At 34.6% G+C, this 21283-nt stretch carries 18 protein-coding genes and 2 tRNA genes; 6 read left to right on the top strand and 14 right to left on the bottom strand.

Annotated features, from left to right (window positions below; translation table 11 throughout):
* Positions 1 to 7: 7 nt before the first annotated feature.
* Positions 8 to 571, bottom strand: coding sequence for a CDP-2,3-bis-(O-geranylgeranyl)-sn-glycerol synthase (locus tag AW729_RS05205; protein ID WP_394339565.1), 564 nt, complete (start codon positions 569 to 571; stop codon positions 8 to 10).
* Between the two features lie 302 nt (positions 572 to 873).
* Between AW729_RS05205 and tes the strand changes: the two genes are divergently transcribed.
* Together tes and AW729_RS05215 are read left to right on the top strand one after the other, a co-directional pair.
* Positions 874 to 2409 (top strand): tetraether lipid synthase Tes, encoded by a 1536-nt coding sequence (gene tes, locus AW729_RS05210; RefSeq protein WP_112125241.1) that lies wholly within the window; start codon positions 874 to 876, stop codon positions 2407 to 2409.
* 450 nt (positions 2410 to 2859) lie between these two features.
* On the top strand, positions 2860 to 3066 hold the full coding sequence (locus tag AW729_RS05215; RefSeq protein WP_112124113.1) for a histone family protein: 207 nt from the start codon (positions 2860 to 2862) through the stop codon (positions 3064 to 3066).
* Between the two features lie 51 nt (positions 3067 to 3117).
* On the opposite strand, the gene AW729_RS05220 is transcribed toward AW729_RS05215, so the two are convergent.
* The 3 genes from AW729_RS05220 to AW729_RS05230 all read right to left on the bottom strand — a co-directional run bounded on the left by AW729_RS05220 (position 3118) and on the right by AW729_RS05230 (position 4620).
* Complete coding sequence (locus tag AW729_RS05220; RefSeq protein ID WP_162685806.1) at positions 3118 to 3330, bottom strand: hypothetical protein; 213 nt, start codon at positions 3328 to 3330, stop codon at positions 3118 to 3120.
* A 10-nt stretch (positions 3331 to 3340) separates the two neighbouring features.
* Positions 3341 to 3880 (bottom strand): hypothetical protein, encoded by a 540-nt coding sequence (locus tag AW729_RS05225; RefSeq protein ID WP_162685807.1) that lies wholly within the window; start codon positions 3878 to 3880, stop codon positions 3341 to 3343.
* A 302-nt stretch (positions 3881 to 4182) separates the two neighbouring features.
* Positions 4183 to 4620, bottom strand: coding sequence for a GerW family sporulation protein (locus tag AW729_RS05230; protein ID WP_112124116.1), 438 nt, complete (start codon positions 4618 to 4620; stop codon positions 4183 to 4185).
* 150 nt (positions 4621 to 4770) lie between these two features.
* Between AW729_RS05230 and AW729_RS05235 the strand changes: the two genes are divergently transcribed.
* Both AW729_RS05235 and AW729_RS05240 read left to right on the top strand, forming a co-directional pair.
* Positions 4771 to 4842 (top strand) — tRNA-Val (locus AW729_RS05235).
* 18 nt (positions 4843 to 4860) lie between these two features.
* Positions 4861 to 4933 (top strand) — tRNA-Phe (locus tag AW729_RS05240).
* Between the two features lie 242 nt (positions 4934 to 5175).
* Here AW729_RS05240 and AW729_RS05245 read toward each other — a convergent pair.
* The 6 genes from AW729_RS05245 to AW729_RS05270 all read right to left on the bottom strand — a co-directional run bounded on the left by AW729_RS05245 (position 5176) and on the right by AW729_RS05270 (position 11214).
* The gene (locus AW729_RS05245; RefSeq protein ID WP_112124117.1) at positions 5176 to 5922 is read right to left on the bottom strand and encodes a hypothetical protein; all 747 of its coding nucleotides are present in this window, start codon (positions 5920 to 5922) and stop codon (positions 5176 to 5178) included.
* A 43-nt stretch (positions 5923 to 5965) separates the two neighbouring features.
* Positions 5966 to 7249: a tRNA (N(6)-L-threonylcarbamoyladenosine(37)-C(2))-methylthiotransferase gene (locus AW729_RS05250; protein ID WP_112124118.1), complete on the bottom strand. Its 1284-nt coding sequence runs from the start codon at positions 7247 to 7249 to the stop codon at positions 5966 to 5968.
* Positions 7250 to 7257: 8 nt separating this feature from the next.
* Positions 7258 to 7890: an HVO_0476 family zinc finger protein gene (locus tag AW729_RS05255; RefSeq protein ID WP_112124119.1), complete on the bottom strand. Its 633-nt coding sequence runs from the start codon at positions 7888 to 7890 to the stop codon at positions 7258 to 7260.
* A gap of 1 nt (position 7891) precedes the next feature.
* Positions 7892 to 8380 carry a homoaconitase small subunit gene (gene hacB, locus AW729_RS05260; protein WP_112124120.1) on the bottom strand — a complete coding sequence of 163 codons (489 nt, stop codon included), beginning with the start codon at positions 8378 to 8380 and terminating at the stop codon, positions 7892 to 7894.
* A gap of 16 nt (positions 8381 to 8396) precedes the next feature.
* Complete coding sequence (locus AW729_RS05265; RefSeq protein WP_112124121.1) at positions 8397 to 9380, bottom strand: beta-ribofuranosylaminobenzene 5'-phosphate synthase; 984 nt, start codon at positions 9378 to 9380, stop codon at positions 8397 to 8399.
* A 208-nt stretch (positions 9381 to 9588) separates the two neighbouring features.
* Positions 9589 to 11214, bottom strand: a complete 1626-nt coding sequence (locus tag AW729_RS05270) for a tRNA uridine(34) 5-carboxymethylaminomethyl modification radical SAM/GNAT enzyme Elp3 (RefSeq protein ID WP_112124122.1) — start codon at positions 11212 to 11214, stop codon at positions 9589 to 9591.
* Positions 11215 to 11340: 126 nt separating this feature from the next.
* Here AW729_RS05270 and AW729_RS05275 point away from each other — a divergent pair, with 126 nt between their 5' ends.
* Positions 11341 to 11637 (top strand): PRC-barrel domain-containing protein, encoded by a 297-nt coding sequence (locus tag AW729_RS05275; RefSeq protein ID WP_112124123.1) that lies wholly within the window; start codon positions 11341 to 11343, stop codon positions 11635 to 11637.
* Between the two features lies 1 nt (position 11638).
* Here the strand turns inward: AW729_RS05275 and AW729_RS05280 are convergent, their stop codons facing one another.
* From AW729_RS05280 to AW729_RS05290, 3 genes are all read right to left on the bottom strand, one after another.
* Positions 11639 to 12811, bottom strand: coding sequence for a pyridoxal phosphate-dependent aminotransferase (locus tag AW729_RS05280; protein WP_112124124.1), 1173 nt, complete (start codon positions 12809 to 12811; stop codon positions 11639 to 11641).
* 54 nt (positions 12812 to 12865) lie between these two features.
* Positions 12866 to 13564, bottom strand: coding sequence for a DNA repair and recombination protein RadB (gene radB, locus AW729_RS05285; protein ID WP_112124125.1), 699 nt, complete (start codon positions 13562 to 13564; stop codon positions 12866 to 12868).
* Between the two features lie 266 nt (positions 13565 to 13830).
* The gene (locus AW729_RS05290) at positions 13831 to 16383 is read right to left on the bottom strand and encodes an STT3 domain-containing protein (protein ID WP_162685808.1); all 2553 of its coding nucleotides are present in this window, start codon (positions 16381 to 16383) and stop codon (positions 13831 to 13833) included.
* A 424-nt stretch (positions 16384 to 16807) separates the two neighbouring features.
* Here AW729_RS05290 and AW729_RS05295 point away from each other — a divergent pair, with 424 nt between their 5' ends.
* Positions 16808 to 19126, top strand: a complete 2319-nt coding sequence (locus AW729_RS05295; RefSeq protein WP_112124127.1) for a DEAD/DEAH box helicase — start codon at positions 16808 to 16810, stop codon at positions 19124 to 19126.
* On the opposite strand, the gene topA is transcribed toward AW729_RS05295, so the two are convergent.
* On the bottom strand, positions 19123 to 21282 hold the full coding sequence (topA, locus tag AW729_RS05300; protein WP_112124128.1) for a DNA topoisomerase I: 2160 nt from the start codon (positions 21280 to 21282) through the stop codon (positions 19123 to 19125). The genes AW729_RS05295 and topA overlap by 4 nt on opposite strands.
* Between the last annotated feature and the right edge of the window lies 1 nt (position 21283).

Genomic DNA, 21283 nt, shown 5'->3' on the forward strand with positions numbered 1-21283 from the left:
AATAATATTAGTACCATACATCCTTAAGGTGTATGGCATATGCAAACATATTTGCGGCAAGATGGAAGAATACACTCAATATCAGTATACATACAACCATTTGCCAGCTGATATCAACCACTAATGAAGCAAATATCAATGCCACTACTACAAAGTCCAGCTGATCAAGTAGGGGTACGGCTTTTCCTCTTTCAAAATTCAATCTTCTTTTTATAAAGCTGCCTATAGCATCCCCTATCAATGCCCCAAATCCAAGTAAAAAACCTATGATTAGTCCCTGCAATATGGGATTTGAGGTAAACGTCAAATTTCTTGAAAGTAAAGCAAAGTATGATGAACAGAAGCCAATCGTTGACAGATATCCCAATAATCCACCTATCAGCATACCAAATAGACCTGCACCTATAGTACCACGCCAGGTTACTCCATCACCAATTAATCGACGATTATCCCATGCATTTGTACCAAAATCCATTGGTGTTCCACCACCAAATACCAATGCCGAACCATTGGCCAAATATGCAGGTATCATAAAGTATATCGAATAACATACCAGTGTAATTATATCCATCATCTTTAACCCCTATTGTTTATATTATCATATATGAATCTCCTAATATTAATTATTTTGCAAATGTAAAGAAAAACTGTGCAATCGATATAATGAAAAATAAAGTGTATCTGTAGATTTTCCATCGGGAATACTCCAGTGTCATCATAATTTTGATAAAAATCATAACAAAGGGAAATATTATAAAAGTATATAATTAGCATGTGACAAATATAAATTATATATATAAATAAAGAATTAAAAAAGTGATAAGTTATAATTATTATTCAAATCTGAAACATGAATATATATCTGAACAAGGGGTGATTGATATAGAAACTATATCTGAAACTAAAAGTTTATGTCCGGAATGTTTAAAAATATTGGATGCTGAAGTATACATTGAAGATAATCAGGTATACATTGAAAAAACATGCCCTGAACATGGAACTTTTAAACATACATACTGGCATAATGCCGACGATTTTAAAAAAGCAATTGAACATGGAGCAGATCCACACAAACTGACAAACCTAAACCAAGCTGAAAATGGTGCATGTCCGTCAAACTGTGGTTTATGTGAATATCATGACAGTCAGACAGTACTTGGTTTAATTGATGTGACCAACAGGTGCAACCTCAGTTGTCCAATCTGTTTTGCTAATGCTGCCGCTTCAGGTACATTATATGAGCCATCACAAGATGAAATTAGACAGATGCTTAGAAACCTTCGTCAAAATAGACCGGTTCCTACACCGGCTGTCCAATACTCAGGTGGAGAACCTACAGTCAGAAAAGACATTGTAGAGCTTATTAAAATAGCCAAGGAAGAAGGATTTACACATACACAAATTGCTACAAATGGTATTGCCTTGGCTAATAATGAAAATTTGGCTAAAGAACTTAAAGATGCTGGTTTAAATACAGTATATTTACAATTTGATGGAATTACATCAGAACCGTACATAAAAACAAGAGCAGCAGATATTCTCGGTAAGAAGATTGAAGCTATTGAAAACTGTAGAAAAGCAGGACTTGGAATAGTACTGGTACCTACACTTGTTACTGGTATTAATGATGATCAAATTGGTGGAATCATTCAATTTGCACTGGATAACATCGATATCATTAGGGGAATTAACTTCCAGCCGGTATCATTTGCTGGTCGTACACCATCTGATAAAGTGGAAGAACAGCGTATTACAATTGATGATTTGATGAGGGAAGTTGAAGTTCAGACAAATGGAATGATTCCTAAAGATGCATTTTATTCAGCTTCTACTGTAGCACCTGTATCAGACTTGATAGCAGCCATGAGTGATAATGATGCGGAAGTTACATTGACCTGTCATGAACACTGTGGTGTTGGAACATATGTGTTTAAGGAAGAGGATGGTACGGTTATTCCTATTACTAAATTTATTGATGTGGATAACTTTATTAATTTAATAGAAAAAAGTATTCCCGATGTATCCAAAAATACCAGGCTATCCAAAACCAAAACCGTTGCCAGAGCAATCAAGGAACTGCCCAAAACAGTCAATACAGAGGAATCTCCATCATACATCAACATTACGAAGTTACTTAAGAACATTTTCATAAAACAGGATTACTCATCACTTGGAGATTTCCACATTAACGCATTGCTGATTTCATGCATGCACTTTATGGATCCGTTCAACTTCGATCAGGACCGGGTAAGCAAATGTGTTATTCACTATGCAATACCAGACGGTAGAATTATACCATTCTGTTCAATGAATAACATCTACAGAGAATCAGTAGAAGAAGAATTCCACATACCACTTAACTCACCTAGAGCAAAAGAGATCATATCAAATATGAATAAGAAAGAATAATTACTTCTTTTCTTATATAATCCCCATTTTTTCCTTATTTTTAACAAACTAGTTATTAAAATATACTTTTTTATGATATACTCATTTATACAAAATAAAAAAGTATAATCTAATCAAATGAATTTTAAAAAAATAAAATATTAAGTCAATGTATTAAAAATTAATACTTAAATGAATTATAAAGACTAAAATACTTAATATTCTTAATTTTAATAATAATCAAAGCTATGAGCTTAGTATTAAATAAAACAAAATATTGACACTTATAAATTAATATAAAGTAATATTAAGAAGTTTTAATACTAAGGTTTATAAATATTAAAATATAAAATATAAAATAATAAATTTCAAGTAGCTAAATAAGAAAAAGTACTGAAATTAAAACAAAATGTAAAATAATACATTAAAAAAGTTCAAAAGATAAAACTATAAGTCATATGAGGTGAAAACATGGGAGAATTACCATTAACCCCTTTAGGTAGAATAATCAAAAAAGGTGGAGCCGAAAGAGTTAGTGAAGATGCTAAAGAAGAACTATCTGATTTTTTAGAAGAAGAAGCTGAAACTATTGCAAAATTAGCTTTAGATAATGCAAAAGAAAATGGAAGAAAAACTCTTAAAGCTGAAGACATAGCTGTAGCTTACAAAAAACTTTAAACTCCACTTTCTTTTTTAAAACATGACGTTTAACTTTTTTTAATAAGGAATTTAATATAGCGAATTGTTCTTTAATGATTCGAAATCATCCTCCGACAATAATACATTTTCATAGTAAATCGCATTATTTTCATAAATAACAAATGCCACGACAGTATACTCACAAAACAGGTAAGTATCCTCAACATAAAATCCAGACATACTTGCAATTGGAACAAAATGCCTATTATTCAGTGTTATTTCATCCAATTCGACATATTTCAAAAAATCCACTTTAATTCAACTCTTTATATAATCCGATTATTAATTTAAGAAGTTTTCTATTTGTAATTATCATCAGAAGTATTTGAAGTAAAACCAATAATGATAATTGAAAATTCAACCGGGAGTTCAAATCCAACCTAAATTCATTCATAACTGGTTTTATCAATATCCTTAATCCCGTCGCATAAAATGGTGCCGTAATTGCCCATAGAAATGTCGATACTTTTATTGTAATATTGTTATCAATTAACCCGAATGCCAGATTAATACAATTCTCATCAAGGAATATGATTTTTTTAAAGGTCAAAATGATCCTTATAATGTCCCCCTTTACTTCCATCACTTCAGGATAATATTTCCTGATTAACTGCAGGGTATCTGTTGAGTCATCATCCGCTTTTTCTTCATTACAAGCAGTATCAACTGATTTATTGTTAGTGCTATCATCAGCATCTGATGAATTATCAGTATTGTCAAGTGTTTTGCCCGGATTATCGTTTTTGTTGTCATCAATCCCCTCTTGAAGATTGTCATCCTCCTGATAAATCACCTTGAGATTTTTTGAAAAAAACCTTGTGTCAAAGGATATTTTTATATAACCCTCATCGATGCTTTTAATGATTTTGATAAAATAATATTTTAATTCAATATGTCCTTTTTTTAACCCTTGAATAAAATCAAAATATACATCTATATGTATAGGTTCCAAAAATATGATTAAAAAAAGAGCTATTAAAATAATCAACAAAAGCATTAATAATTTAATTAACAAGACATGTACTCCTACAAATTATCAACTATGTATTTAATTATTTTTATGAATAAAAAAGAACAATAAAATAGATGACACATCTATTTTTTAATTTTAGTTTTAATATCATCTACCGTAGAGCTTTTTGTCTTGGAAGTTTTAGCACCAGGAGATTTACTACTCTGAGACATTCCATTACCTATAATGTCAAACAATACATTACCCACACCTTCCAATATATCCCCCAATGGATTATTGGAGTTAAGTGACACCAGCTGTACACCTGCAGGCCCTTCAATATCATTGCTGACTACCAAAAATGCCACGGGATCTATTGAACCTCCACCACCGGCACCGCCAATATAAGTATTTGAGTCACCCTGATTGTCTGCAGTTCCTACACCGAAACCTAATGCCACCTTGGATATAGGTATTATCACTTTATCTTTAGTCGTTATTGCAGTGCCGACAATGCTGTTAGCACCCATCACATTTTGAATTTGACTTAATGTTGTTTCAATCGTATCTTCAAGACTCATAAAATATTACTCCAATTATTTTTTTTTACATCTACTTACTCTTATCATTTTCATAATATTAAAATTTTATGAAACCATAACCCCAAACCACAAAGTATATATACTAAATCAGATATATAGTAATATAGTCTTTTATACAGATATATTTCTGGGCCGATGGTCTAGAGGTATGATACCTCCTTGACGTGGAGGGGATCGCGAGTTCGAATCTCGTTCGGCCCATAAAATTCATTTTAATATGCCGCAGTAGTTCAGATGGGAGAACGCAGGCCTGAAGAGCCTGATGTCGCTGGTTCAAGTCCGGCCTGCGGCACTGTATTTTAACTATTTTTAATTAACTTAATCAACAATTAGTCAATACTAGATATATTTTTAATTTTTAATAAAAATAAGCTATATCACCCGTAACATAGAAAATAAAACCTACATAAATCCATACTTATTTAAATAACCATAATCTCGTTTTAAAAAAGAAAAATATTGTTTCTAAATGTCAAAAAATAAAATTGATTGAAAAAAATAATGATTTAATAAAAAAGAGAAATGAAATGGTTTTTAGTTCATCCTATTGAGTATCTTATGTACCAACAGTTCACCTATAAATCCACCAAGACCAGATAAGAAACCACAAAACAATATTGCAATTAGCATCATGGGGATATCCTTAACGACAAGGACTGTGGAAAGACCCACAATTATTCCCACCAATGAAGACAGCTTAAACGAATCCTTGTAGGATACCCTTGGAAGTACAAATGATATCAAAAATCCGGCCAAGAGTAACGACAATACCAATATCAATGAAATGGTAGCATAATTCTGTGAAACTGCCAGCATTGGATTTTTCTGAACATTAGCCAATCCCAATGTATACTCGATTCCTATTGCAAAGAAGAATAAAAAATCAAATAAACCAACAATAACACTCAATATCTTCAAAAACAAACTTGCCAGATTATGTTGATTATGAACCATTACAACCATTTCAGGATTATCGGAAAGGTTTTCAATTGACTTGTTATAGTTATTCACGCTGTTGGCGTCATACTGCAATAAGAAGCGTGTTGAACCACAGAATAAACACATACCAGTTTGTCTTGGATTTAATGAATGACATTTAGCACATATTTTATGATATGCAATCTTTGGAATCTCAATGTTATTCATAATGCAATTCAATTCGGTATTATCACGGGCATACTCCAACACATGCCCACAATTATGGCATTTATCAAAGTTTAATGGCTGTGATTCATCTGGTATAACAACATTTTTACAATTTCTACAAACTATATAACTCATAATACCCTCGTTGTTAATATAATATCAATATAATATAATGTAATTAATACATATTAATACTTTTTGCTAATAAATATGTACGTTTACCCTCTATAATTTCAACTTTCATAAATTCCCCGATAACCGCCTCATCTATTATGATATTTTTATAGCTATCAGTATAACCAACATAACCACCGGATACTCCGGTAGAAGTTATTAGAACATTCTGTATGCTGCCTTCATATTTCTTATTATTCTCCAGCATGACTTTTGTCTTCAAATCATTCAATTTATGGGAACGCTCCTTCATCACTTCATGAGGTATTTCCTCCAGCGTGTTGGACTTGGCAGTTGGCCTGTGCATATACTTGGAGATGTGTATGATATCGGGTTTTATCTCTTCAATCAGATCCAACGTTTGATTAAAGTCATCATCTGTTTCTGTAGGATATCCCACGATGATATCGGTAGCCAGCGATAATGACGGTATTTCTTTTCTGAATAACCTCAGCATTTCCTTAAATTCATCCAATGTATGTAGCCTATTCATTTCCTTCAGTACCTTTGGACTACCGGTCTGCACCGGCAGATGAATAAATTTATATATTTTTTCATGCTGTTTGAATACGTCTATCACATCATCCAATTGCCTTTTAAGACTTTTGGGATGCATCATTCCAACACGTATCCTGAAATCGCCGTCAATCGTAGCCAACCTTTCCAATAACGTTGCAAATGATTCACCAGTATCTTCACCATAGCATGCCGTATCCTGTGCAGTTACCTGTAATTCCCTGCAGCCATTTTTTACTGCAACTTTTGCCTCTTCAACTATCTTATCAATCGGATAACTGTTTAAAGAGCCCCTTGCTGATTTGGTACAGCAGAACGTACATCCACCACTACATCCCTCGCATATCTGAAGGATATGAATCAATGAATCGTTGGATTTTATATTGGATCCTGCCTTAAGCATAGTTGTTTTACCATATTCCCTTACGACCTCACCATTCAATGTCCGTTCTACTATTTCATCAACCAAATCAATTTTATGTGGTCCAATCCAGGAGGCATTATCTGAAAACTTACTTAATCTAATCGGATCTACTTCAACCATACATCCTGCTATTATTAACTTTTTATCAGGATATTTCTCTTCTATCTTCCTGATTTTTGTAATCATCTTCTGTTCTGTCGGTAACTTTACATAGCATGTATTTAAGATGATTACATCAGCTTCATCCATTGATTCAACCATGACATGTTTTTCCTTAAGGATATTGATCATGATATCAGAATCGGCCTGATTGAATGTACATCCGTGTGTTTCTAAATAAATTTTCATATTATCCCTTAATAATTATGTTCCTTAATGGTTGTCTTAATGACGTACTCAGTCAAGTCATATTGAACTGTTGATTTGTCTTTTCTTGACAGTAGCTTACCATATACCCTTTTAATTACCTTTGCATAGGCATAACCTTTTTTCATACTGCGCTCCAATGTTTTGAATCCATATATCTTGAATTTGATGCCGTCAATTTCACATACATCACCTATGGTAAATATGAATTCCCTTTCTATTTCAATCTTGTGGGACAGGACTTCACCATGATTATCTATTGAAATACCAAGTCTTGCAAGCGTATCTAATGATTTAGCCCATATCGTTTGGATATTTATTACAGGACATTCATATACCCTTATACTGTCATTGTTTTCAATTGAAGTAACTTCAACCTCCTTATCATCAATAAAGAGTATTGTTCCCACTTCAAGGTATTCATCGGAGTACAACTTAACGCTACTTTTCCATGAATTTTCAAATTCACTTATGACTACCCTTACTTCTACTTCCTGAGCTTCCTGATGTGTTTGTCTATAAACGTGACTGCATTCTTTGCATTGAACCGTCAATTCCTTAACCTTTTTACCTTTTGATTTTAGTACTTCATATTCCTCATTACCACAATTTGGACAAGACATATTATTGCCCCCTCTCGTTTAAATATTTATTTACCAATCCACCGCTTTCCAATATATCAAGCATTGTTTGATCGAATGGCTTGATTGTGTATTTCTTATCCTGTGTCAGGTTATTTATCATACCTTCATTTACGTCAACTTCCAGAATGTCTCCTTCATCGGCTTCTATATCTGCGGTTATGACAGGAAGTCCTATGTTGATGGCATTTCTATAGAATATCCTTGCAAATGATTTGGCTATTACCACAGATACTCCTGCTGTTTTTATGGCTACTGGTGCTTGTTCACGACTTGAACCACACCCGAAGTTCCATCCTGCAACTATTATATCACCCTTATTTACCCTAGAAGAAAAATCGGGGTCTTCTGCTTCCATAACGTGTGCCGCCAGATCTTCGGGATTAAATGTCCTTAAATATCTGCCTGCAATAATTACGTCAGTATCTATGCAATCCCTGAATTTCCAAGTTTTTCCCTTAAATTTTTCCATATTTATCACCTTCTTGTTATTTGATTATTGAACCATGATTTTTTCCCTTGGTCACTATAAGATTACCTTCTTCTCCTAAAAATTCCTTCAAATCATTTTTTATTTTTGAAACCTTACTGTCGGTTATTCCAAAACATGTAGGTCCAAATGAACTCATTCCCACAGCAGGTATGCCCATATTTTTCATATATTCTATCGTTTGATTAATCTTATCCTTTTGTAAATCTCGTTCTATCTTCTTAAATCCCAACTGCTGTATCTTATTTATTGCATCTCCGAAAGAAATTATGTCCTCCTCCAGTACGGATGGCATCAGTTTCATTAGAGTCAAATAACATATTTTCTCAACATCTTCAATCTTTACGGGAGTGTATTTTTCAAATATGTTTACTTCATGCTGGCCGGATACTGATTCATTCTCGCCGGGTATTGCAAGAATTATATTCCAGTCCTTTGGAAAATCATATCTGACAAGCACCGGTGGTGGTGAAACCTTTGATGCGGAGGATGGTAGAAATGTGATTTTTTCATCCATCTTATGGCCGCCATCGATTATGAATCCTCCACTTTCAAAGGATCTTACTCCAATTCCACTGGTACCTCCTCTTTGAACTATCTTTGCTAATTGATATGAGTTCATTTCTTTTTCATTCAATTGTGCCACCAGTTTAGCTGTTGACAACAGCAGTTGTGTTCCAAGCCCCAGTCCATGATGTATTGGATATGCTTTTTTGAGTGTGAATGTATATGTTTTATCAGTTTGAAGGTAATTGTTCATGGCGGTACATGCTTCATTGATTTTTTGGGCATATTCATCAAAGTTAGTGATTTTTCCTACATTCTCATCGAAGATTATCTCAGTCTTATCATGATTTTCGACACATTCCAGTTTTATTGACGGCTGGTTTAATGTAATTCCTATACCCCCATCAATTCGACCTTCATTACCGTTTAAGTCAATTAATGATAAGTGTAATCTTGCAGAAGTTTCTATTTCCAAAATAATACAACCTAAAAAGAATATTGCTAATTTATAAACTATGTTTATATATTTATATAATCATTAATATTATTTACTATTGTTAAAAAGCATCGTAAGAAGAAAAGTTAACAGTTTAAATCAGCAACATAATCATGATAATACCTGCTTAGATGAAAAAATAGAATATGTGAAAAGAAGGGCAATCATTAAATAGTTCATTACAACATCATATGAATTTGGACATGTAAGCACCGTCTTTATGGTAATTGAATTTTCTATAGTAATCCCTTACACCTATACCACTTATTATTGACATTTTATCTTTTCCAAACTCATGTTTGGCTATTTTTTCGGCTTCTTCCAACAGCTGCGAACCGAAACCCTTATGCTGCCATAAATCAGCCTGTTTATGTCCTAACTTTTGCATTTGACCATAAACATGCAGTTCCCTTATCAATGAGGTTGTTTCCGTGATTTCAGGTCTAAAAACATTGTTTGATGGTATTCTTAGTCTTGTAAATCCTATGAGTATATCATTAGCCGTATCCTCTATGGATAGGAATATCTCCCTACCTCCACATACCATATAATCTGTACGAAGCAATTCAAGGTTATTGTAATCTGCCTCTATACCCTGGGATTTCTTATGACCCACTTCCCTACATCGTATGCATTGACATTGTATATCTTCATCCTTGAGTCGGTTATAGACCAATTCGCCAAGGTTAGATTTTTTTACTCCCGCCGTGATTAATGTTGCGGGAATATCCCGTTGTATTCTCATGGTTCTAACCCATTTCGGCAGATGCTTTTTCACATCCACAATTAAATCAACGGCCTGTTCAGATGTGTATGGCTCATACTCCCCTTTTTTCCACATTTCATAGAATTCGGAGCCTTCGGTTATTAGACATGGATATATCTTAAGCATGTCAGGACAGAATGATTCTTCACTAAACAATCTTTTAAACATGAACTTATCTGACTCATCTGATGAACTTAAACCCGGCATCATGTGCATGGCCACCTTAATGGCAGAATCCCTTAACATGCCGTTGGCCTCTATCACGTCCGTTATCGTATGGCCACGATCCACACGTTTGTATATGTGATTGTATAACGTTTGAACACCCAATTCCACCCTTGTAACTCCATATTCCAGCATCCTATTGATATCCTCGACTTTGGAGTAATCTGGCCTTGTTTCAAACGTTAACCCCACACACCTTACCTTACTGTGTTCATTTTCCTTTTGGATATCATGCAAGTATTGGAAATCATTTGGTGGAACAATCTCTATTTCCCTTTGATTGGATGCAATAGTTTTGGAACGGGCTGAAAAATCATTCATCGCACGAAGTGCCTGTGATACAAACCATTCCTGATAGTCAAGACATCTTGATGCAAATGTACCTCCCATGATTATTAGTTCCACCTTATCGATTGCATGTCCAATATTTTTTAGTTGATAGAGTCTGTTGAATGTCTGGATGTAGGGATGATAATTAAACATCCGTGCCCTTAATGCCGCAGGTTCTTCACCAGTATAGCTTGGAGGGGCTATTGAGCTTTCAGGACAATATTTGCAACGTCCATGTGGACATTTGTGCGGATGACACATGACTGCCACTATTGCCACCCCAGATATGGTTCTTGTCGGTTTTTTCATAAGAAGAGGCCTTAGAAATTCCAGTTCATCCTCCTTCGCATATTCTAAAATCTTAGAGTTACTCATAAATCCATTTGATGAATACTCCCTGCAAATTCTATTCTTTAATTTTTCCATCTGTTTTTTAGTCTGTATATTCTCTTCAATTGCAGTATCAATTATTAAACGACATGCCTCTTGCATCTTAATAACTCCAAAATTCAATTCTAAGTATTAGGTTTGTATTTAAAATATAATATAATTAATGAAAAAAATATTTATCCTATTACTGGGATAATAATTTATATATAAATTCAAAAAGGTAATAAGATGAAATGTACAGAAATTATAGGTAAAAAAGTATTGGATGTTAATGCTTACGAAATCGGTAAAATTAATGACATAGAACTAGACTTTGAAAATTCCAAGATTACAGGTGTGTATCTTTCAAGCAATGAATTGACACTCAAGAAACATCTTTATGAAATATGTCCTGAAGATATCAAAGTAGTTGGCGATTACGTATTGCTTAATGTTGCTCAAAAAGAAGTAATAAAAGAAGAAGAACCTAAAAAGATTCTTGATGTAGAAATTGTTAATCCAGAAGAATTAGAAGATGAAGATTAAGTTAATCTTTCATTTTTATATTATTTTCTTCCTGTAATGTTAATATAGTATTTTTAAACTCTTTTTTAAATTCAAGTATCTGTTCTGTCGGTATTGAAAAGCTTACTCTTATGTATTTGTTTGCAAAGAGTTTACTTGTATAGTTACCTTCACGGACAAATATGTTTTTCTCCTTGAGTAGGTAATCACATATTGCCGTTGGTGATAACCCCGTCTTGGAGACGTCTATAACCATCATGTTTGCATCTGCCGGATATACTGGCAGGAATGTTCCAGGAGTTTCATCAACTGCTTCTTTTATAATTTCCTGGTTTTTATAACATATGTCTTTCACTTCATTTATCCAGTCATCTTTGCTTTTTAATCCTGCTATTCCAGCTTCCTGTGCCAGGGAGTTTGTACCAAGATCGTTTATAACACTTGAACGTATTTTTCTTATTAATTCAGGTGATGCTATCACTGACCCGATTCTCAGACCAGCCATACCGAATATTTTTGAGAAACTGTAAATCGTTATAGTATGTTTTGGTGCATATTTTGCAACCAACGTGTGGCTTTTTGAGAAATCCTTGTATGTTATGTCATGTAACAGATATATATCATTTTCTTTTGCTATTTCAGCGATTTCCTTAATTTCTTCTTCTGTATAAGCTCTTCCCAGTGGGTTTAATGGGTCTATCAATATGATTAGTTTTGTATCCATATCGATATATTCCTTGATTAATTTTGGAGTAAGCTTATATCCACAGTCTTCATTGTAGATTGGTACTTCCTTTACGTGATTTCCAAATCTATTCGCAAAGTTGTTGATAATCAGATACCCAGGATCTGATGCTATTGTATTATGGGTGTGATGCAATACCGAACTAATTGCAAGATATAAAGCTTCTGTTGCACTTGCAGTTATCTGTATGTCCTGAAGTTGAGGGTCCAAATCCAAGTCCTTCAATATTAGCTCCTTTAGTTCAGGGAATCCTTCAGGTGGTGGATATTTGCAGTAATCCCTTTTTTTGGCTGCATTTATTAATGCATCTTCTATGTGTTTATCCTTCTGTAGATGGTTGGTGTTTTGTCCCATCCATATTAAATCCTCTTTTTTATACAAGTAATCGAAAAATTCATTGACTGAATTAAATCCAGCAGGAACCTTTTTTTCTTTTTTCTTAAATACCATAATTAACTCCCTCTCATAATCTTTTTTTTAATTCTTCTGTTATCATTCCATATTTTATGTTATTCCCTCATCAATTATTTCAAATGTTATCTTTTGATTAGGTGACTTGTTCTTATGTCTTTGCAATATAGCGTTTCTACTTGTGGATGCAATATCCTTTTCAATTTCTACTATTACTTTACTCCAATACTTTAAAACAGTTCCTCCAATTGGCTCGACTATTAAATCATCAGAATCAAATGGAGAATATATCTGATTTGTTATTACAACTGCCATATCATATTGTCTGCTGAGGGTTAGTAACTTGGCCATTTGCCTACCTAACCTCTTGTTTATGTCCGATGGATCGCCATCTTCAATACGATACAATGCTACGACCGAATCTATTATCAGTATGTCAATTGATGAATCATCCTTAAGCAAATCTTCAATATTGTCTATGCATAACTGTTGTTCATCAAAGCTTTTTGGCTCCAATAGAAAGATGTTCGCCGCAACTGTATCAAAATCAGATCCTGCTATTTGTTGCATACGTTCTAGAGAAATTCCACCTTCGGTATCCATGTATATTGCCTTTGAACCATTTTTTGTGGCTTCATATAATATCTTCATTGCAATATTAGTCTTTCCACAACCTGGCGGACCATAGAACTGGGTTATGCAACCTTTTTCTATACCTCCACCCAGGAGTTCATCCAGTGATGAATTTGTGGCTATCAATTTAGGCTTTTTCAAATCCAAAAGTGTTTTCAATTAAATCTCTCCATCAACATAATAGACTATATAGTTATATCTATATTTTTTTTAGTATAAATATATTAGAATTGACGAATTATTTTTATTTAAGTTTTAATTTAAAAATTGTAAAAAATAGCCTATAATCGATGGATAATATGTGGTTATTTCAGTAACATGAATAACTCATGATTAAAAATAATAGCAGTATCATTAATGCCATGAAATAATCTGTGAAAATAAGAGTAACAAAATTAGTAAAAAAAATGGATAAAGGAGAGTAGTTACTGTGTTGTATTTGTTGCAACGTTATTGTTGTTTGTTGCACCAGGATATTCGTATACATTCCATACACTTATACCCGGTTCTGAGTGGGTTAGGTTAAACCGTGTCTGGTTGAATCCACTTTCTAAATACAATTTCGTAAATACTGAGTCTTCTAGATGTGAATCAAATAGTACCGTGAAGTATGAACCATCATTCTGGTGAATTGCCATGATAGACATGTTACTGTTGTTGTTTACAATTCTTTCTGATAATTGGTTGTTGTCCACATAGATTAATTTGTGTGGTTTAATCAATTCGTTACCAGTACCGTCGGTTAGTTCTTTTGACATACGTTCTTTGTCTTCTGTTGTTGTCATGTTAAGTGTTTTGTTTAACTTGGTCTGATCAACATATGCGAATGTCATTCCAGTACCGTTGGTTTCATTGCTAGTGGATTGTACTCCTACAACTCCATTTTCAAGACCCATTGTGAAACCTTTACCGTTTATCTGTTCAGTTGTACTTTGAGCTGGATAATATGAGTAGTGTACGGATGTTTTGTTCTGGAAATCCCAACTACCGAAATATGACCACCATGCTGCTTTTGAAAGCATATCTGAACTTAATATAAGATTAACTGGTTTTGTGTTAGCCGGATGAGTTAAGTCCAATACTGAATTAGCTTGTTGTTGATCCAATCCGTATGTTCCAGTTAATTCTGTGTTTGCCTGTGTTCTGTCCATTGGTAATATTTTGTTTAATATTTCAACGGTTTTTGCTGTGTCATTAGTGTATAAGTCTAATGTGTTGGATGCATCTTCACCACTGTTTGCAAGCATTCTTAGTATACCTGCTGATAAGTTTTCATTTGGTGTAGTCAGCGAGTTACCTATCCAGTAGGCCCTCATGTTGTTCTGTGAACCCCCATCGAATACCACTTGCCTATCTGCTACTGCCGTAAACAAGTGCCCGAAGTCCCACCAGGATGCGAGTACTGTATCAGGAGCAGTGTTTGCTTTAATCCATGTTAATGTGTTGTACATGTCATCATTTGTACTACCTGCTGATTGAGATGAGGTTAAATGATCCGCATATAATGGACTTGCTACTGCCAATACGAGTAGTACTATTGCTACAGCGGTTATGTATGATTTTGCTTCCCATTTTAAGTCAAGGTAGTTTAGGAAGAACCCTATTGAAAGACCGGCCATTAAAGCTATTGGTACTTCGAACTGTTCGATAAACCTTGTACCCTGTGTTAACATTACTGCTATACCTAAAACCCATAGGATTAACATTACAAACAAGAATAAATTGTTGTATTTTTCATCTTGTGTCCATATGAATTTTCCAGGTATGAATCGTTTATCCAATTCGTGTTGAATAATTTCTTCTGCTTTTTTGGTTTTTGGCGTGTATCTTCTTGTTCTTACCTTTTTATCATCAGCATCATCTGCTTTTTCTTTAGGTTCGTGTTTTTCTTCAACTTTGGCTTTTCTACTTAATGCAACGCCCATTATAACAAAGCCTAAAAATGCGAATATTATTGTAAATATTCCACCACTCTGATTTGCTACATCGACTACTTGTGGAATTTGCATCTCACCTACAGATACATATACGTTAGGGTATGCTGTTCCAGCTGTTGCACTCTGAAGACTGGTTGATAAACCAATTACGCTTGTTATAGATTCAAACATTGATGAACCTACTGTTACTGCGAGTATTGCTATGGATAATATTATGAATACCAATAGAGGTATTGTTACCGGATTGTTTTTAAGCCATTGCATCTTACTGTCGATTTTTTTACCATCACGTCTGTCCATTAAATAGGATGCAGGGATGTATAAAATCAATGTTGCAAAGGTTAACAGTACCATATACGTGTACCCACTCCATGCCATTGAGAAAAGACCTAGACATACTGCTGCAATTGCTGCAAGTATTGCCTTGAATATTGGTTTTTTCGCATAGACTGCTTCTGATAAGAACAGTGCTATTAACAATGGCAGCAATACGTTGAACATATCTGTATCGAAGAACCCACCATATGTGTGTGAGAAATATGCTGGTGCTGCACCGGCAATTAATCCTGCTACTATTGCACCCCAATTGCTTTTGGTTGCTCTTTTTACAATGAAAAATGCTGGTATTACTGCTAGGGATCCTATAAGAGGACCTAACCAAAATGCTACTTGAGTTAAAGACACGCTAGTGAATGAATTTAAGAATTTGTATACACTGGCTGCTAATACAATAATCATTGGTTGATAATTCGCTTCACGACCATTAGGCGACGTTGACAATGAATCCCAATCGGTTCCATTAACAACAGTGTCCCCCAAGTGACCTGTTTTTAAGTAATTCTCAGTTAAACGATAATTATAATATGAGTCTATCTCTGTAAAGTATGGCATTCCAGAATCATCTTTATATAATTCTTTAACAGTTGAATTAGAGATTCCTCCAATGTTTATGGTTTCTGCCCTTATAGCAAAAACCGTTAATACTAGAATTAGCACTATGATAAAAGGTGCTATTTTTAATGTTAAGTTTTTTACGTCCATGTTATTAATTCTCCTTTTTACCTCCATAATAGATAAAAGAAAGGATAATGATAAGTTTATACTATGATAAATTGATAAATACTGAATAAATTCAAATTATAAACTATATCTAACGAGAATAATCTGATAAATATATAGTTTAGAAAAATTGTTATATCAATTAATAACTATCCTTATATAGATTTAAGTTTTAAGATATATTTAAAGTATTTTAATTAACAATTATTATACGAAAAAAATTATCTAAATTACTTAAAAAAAATTCATTAAAAGATAAACTAGAATTGATTTTGAAACCCTGAAAAAAATTATTATAAACAAAAACCAAAAATAAATTCAGTAGTTAAATCAAAGAACAAATACGAAAAAAATATTACGGCACCATCCAAAAAAACCAAAATTCAATAAAAAGGAAAATATAATCATGATTTCAGACATACTTGAATATTTCAACAACAAAAAGTGGTATAGAGACAGAATAGAACATATCGAAGAGATACCACCAAGAAGGGCACGATACACCACCCAAAAGCTAGATTTGCCAGATGCACTTGAGGACTATCTAAAAAATCATGATATAACCTTATACACCCACCAATATGAAACGCTCCAACATTTAAGAAACAATGAAAACGTGATAATCACCACCCCCACCTCATCAGGTAAAACATTATCATTTTCACTGCCGGTACTGGAAAACCTATGCAAATACGAAGACAACACGGCATTATACATCTACCCAACAAAGGCACTTGCAAATGACCAGCTAAAAAGCATACTGAGTATTGACAAGGAATGTGACCTGGAAATATACCCTGCAAAGTATGATGGGGATACGCCAAAGTCAAAAAGACCTGAAATAAAAAGAAAATCAAGGTTAGTCATTACAAATCCATATGAACTGCATTATATATTGCCATGGCATGAGCAATGGAAACGCTTCTTTGAAAACATTAAATACATAATAATAGATGAAGCACACCAGTACCGTGGAGTATTCGGATCAAATATGGCATTTCTTATCAGAAGATTGAAAAGAATATGCAAATACTACGGCTCAGATCCACAGTTTATCATATCAACAGCTACACTAGCAAACCCCGTTGAATTTGGTGAAAAACTAACGGGACTTAAGTTTAAGATAATAACGGAAAACGGTTCACCATCAGGAAAAAAATATTTCATGTTCTTCAATCCATACGCCATCGAATCAAAAAATCCATCGATAAACAAGGACACACAAAAATTATTCAACACATTCATAGAACACGACCTTCAAACAATCTGCTTTGAAATATCAAGAAAGATGGCTGAAATAATAGCAAGAAACTCAAAAAAGGCACTTGAAAATACAAGACCCGACCTTATAAATAAGGTAACCGCGTATCGTGCAGGATACACCATTGAAGAACGTAAAAAGATAGAAAACAAACTAAAAAGTGGCGAACTTAAGGGAATAGTCACAACAAATGCTCTGGAATTGGGAATAAACATCGGTTCACTTGATAGCGTAATCATCTCCGGCTATCCAGGTACTATTATATCCACATGGCAACAGGCCGGAAGAGCAGGTCGAAGCAATCAAGAGGCAATAATCACGATGATAGCATTCCAAAACCCTCTGGATCAGTACTTCATGAAACACCCTGAACTATTCTTTACCAATTCACATGAACACGCAATAATCGACTTAAACAATGAAGAAATACTCAGAGGACACCTCAAATGTGCAGCGTATGAACTGCCAATAAAATACAGCGAAACAGACAGCTTCGGATTTGATGACCAGGGAGTGGTGTTTGATGAGATAAGTGAAATGGAAACCCAGGAGATACTTACATATAAACACGATCAATGGTCATATAACGTAACATCTAGTGACGATAACCCCAACTTTAAAGTAAGCCTCAGCGACACCATGTCCGAACCGTTTCTGGTATACAACGGCAGGAAATTCCTGGAATCCATGAGCCAAAAACAGGCATTCAGGGAAGCACATGAAAATGCCGTACTCATACATAACGCCGAAACATATCTCGTAAATGAATTGGACATTAAAAATAAAAGGGTTTACGTCAAGAAAAAAGATTTGAACTATCATACACAGACAATCAAGGAAGTTGATGTAAGAAACCTTAAAATTGAAAAGAGTGAAAAACTTGGTGACATTCAACTAAACTATGGTAGCGTGAACGTTATTGAAAAATATGACCGATACAACATCATCGAATTCAGTAAGATAAAGGCATCCAAGAAGTTAAACCTGCCACCACTCGACTTTAAGACTAAGGGATTCTGGTTTACCATACCGTATCAGGTAAGAGAGGAGCTTGAAGAATTCCTGTTGAGTGAGGATAAATTCAAGGACATCTTAATGGGATGCCTGCAGGGCGTGGAAAATGTAATACTATCCGTATGTCCATTCCATGTGATGTGTGACTCTCACGATTTAAGTGGTGTGGCAAAGAATATGCATGAAGACACATTGAATGCTACGATATTCATCTATGACGGTTTTGAAGGTGGAATTGGATTAACACAAAAAGCATTTGACCTATTTGAGGACATTATAAAAATGTCATATGACCTGGTTAACGATTGTGACTGTGAAAGTGGATGTCCTGCATGTATCTATTCATCACAACAGCAGACAGATGACAAATACCTGAACAAGGAAGGAACGCTCCTAATACTAAAGAGGTTATATGAAATAATAACAGAAAATAAAAAAGAGGGAGATTAGGTTTTTTCTTCTTTTTGAGCCTTCTCGAAGTCGGCTATTGAAGAGGTGAATCGGCATTTTGGAAAACCTGAACAGCCAATGAATTCACCGAACCGGCCCATTCGTTTTATCAAATCCTTTCCACAATCAGGACATTCACCTACAACATCATTTGATGATTCCTTACCACCATTTGCACATTTTGAATCAAGACATGCTCTTTGTCTAGGCTTACCGAATGATATCAGTGGAAGTCCACATTTTTCACATTTCGTTTTAAGTACGCTGGCACCTGCAGGTAGTGAATATGTTTTCTTACAGTCGGGATAATTTGAACAGCCTACAAACTTACCGCCACGTGGTGATGATATTATTATAAGATTTCCACCACATTCACATTCTGCTACAATTTTACTCTGTTCATATGCACTGAACAATTCCTTACCTATATTTTCCTGGTTATTGTCCATGGAATCAAGTATTCCATCCAATTCCTTCTTGGCAATATCCACTACTTCGCTTTCACTAATCTTCTTGTCCTTAATCTCAGAGATATCATCCTCAAATTCACGTGTCATCTGTTCGCTGGTGATTCTTTCGGAGTATTTCTCGAGTGTATCAATTATACGTTCACCAAGTTGATTGACGGTAATCTTCTGTCCTTCAACATATTTTCTGGTGTATAATATTGCAACAATATTAGCACGGGTAGATTTTGTACCCAGTCCACGTTTTTCCAGTTCCCTGATGATTGATGCCTGATTATATCTTGCAGGTGGTTTTGTTTCCTTTTCTTCACTCAATACTTTGGCCGTGGTACTTTCACCTTCTTTCAAATCAGGGAATTCCTCATTTTTAACCTTTTTGTATTGGTAAGGGTCAAGACTTAACCATCCTTCCTTGGATATTCTCTGCCTTGAGAAGTCAAATGCCTCCCCTCCAATGTCCAGATCTACTTTTATTGATTCGATCTCTGCAGGTTCACCGAACAGGCTGATAAACCTATATGTGATTAGGTCATATATTTTCTGATAGTCCTCCGTTATATCCTTCGGCAGTGTTCCCGTCGGATGTATAGCAGGGTGTGCCTCATCGGTCTTTTTACCCTCGTTAGGTTTTAGCGGTTCTTTGAGTGACTTGATTTTATCCTTGTATTTTGGATCTTTGGCCAATTCATTGAGTATGTTGTCCAGTCCAAGGTTTGCAGGTAATTTCTGTGATGATGTTCTAGGATAGGATGTGTATCCTTCAACATACAGGTTCTGTGCTATCTGCTGGGTTTTTCTTGGAGTGAAACCAAACTGTGCATATGCCTCTGACTGGAGCGTTCCTAATTCAAACGGTACAGGCAATGGCTTTTTGCTTTTTCTGTTTGTTATCTTTGTAACCTTAGCGTCCTTACCCTTGCAGTTTGCCAGGATTTTGTCTACCTCTTTTTTGTCGAATATTTTGCCTTTCTTATGATCGGCTATTATTGACTTTGGAAGTTTGGCCTTTATCACCCAGTATGGCTCTGGTATGAATTTTTTTATCTCCTTTTCACGTTCGGTTAGTATTGCCAGTGTCGGTGTCTGTACACGTCCTGCGGAGAGTTGAACGTACCTGTTTGTCACACTGGATACTGAATCGGTCATGGCCTTGGATATGTTCACACCGAATAGGTAGTCAAGGATGTGTCTTGCTTCCCCACTGTCTACCCAGCTGATATCATCGGTCAATGGATAAGCTTCGGAGTAAGCCTTTATCAAATCTTTCTTGGTCAATGCCGAAAATTTCATCCTGAATGAATTTTCTATACTTTTTTCTCCACAGATGTATTTTAATGCATTGAATCCGATTAATGTTCCTTCAGTATCATAATCGCATGCATGTATAAATCTATCGGCATCCTTTGAAAACTTTTTAATCAAGTCAACATAGTTTTTCACATACTTTTTTGATTTATCTGTTTCATATAACGGTACCCATTCAACATCGTATAATCTTTTTTCTTTGCTTTTTGCCTTTAGTGAAAATAAGTGACCAACAGCGGACAATACTGTTATCTTATCACCATTATCCTTCGTTATCTCATAGTATGGTACACGTTTATATGAATTTTTAATTGGTGAATCTGATAATGCTTCAGCTACCTTTTGGGCAACCTTCGGCTTTTCACAAATTATTAATTCACTCATG

Origin of the sequence: Methanosphaera sp. BMS, from assembly GCF_003268005.1 — an archaeon.
Taxonomy (GTDB): Archaea; Methanobacteriota; Methanobacteria; order Methanobacteriales; family Methanobacteriaceae; genus Methanosphaera.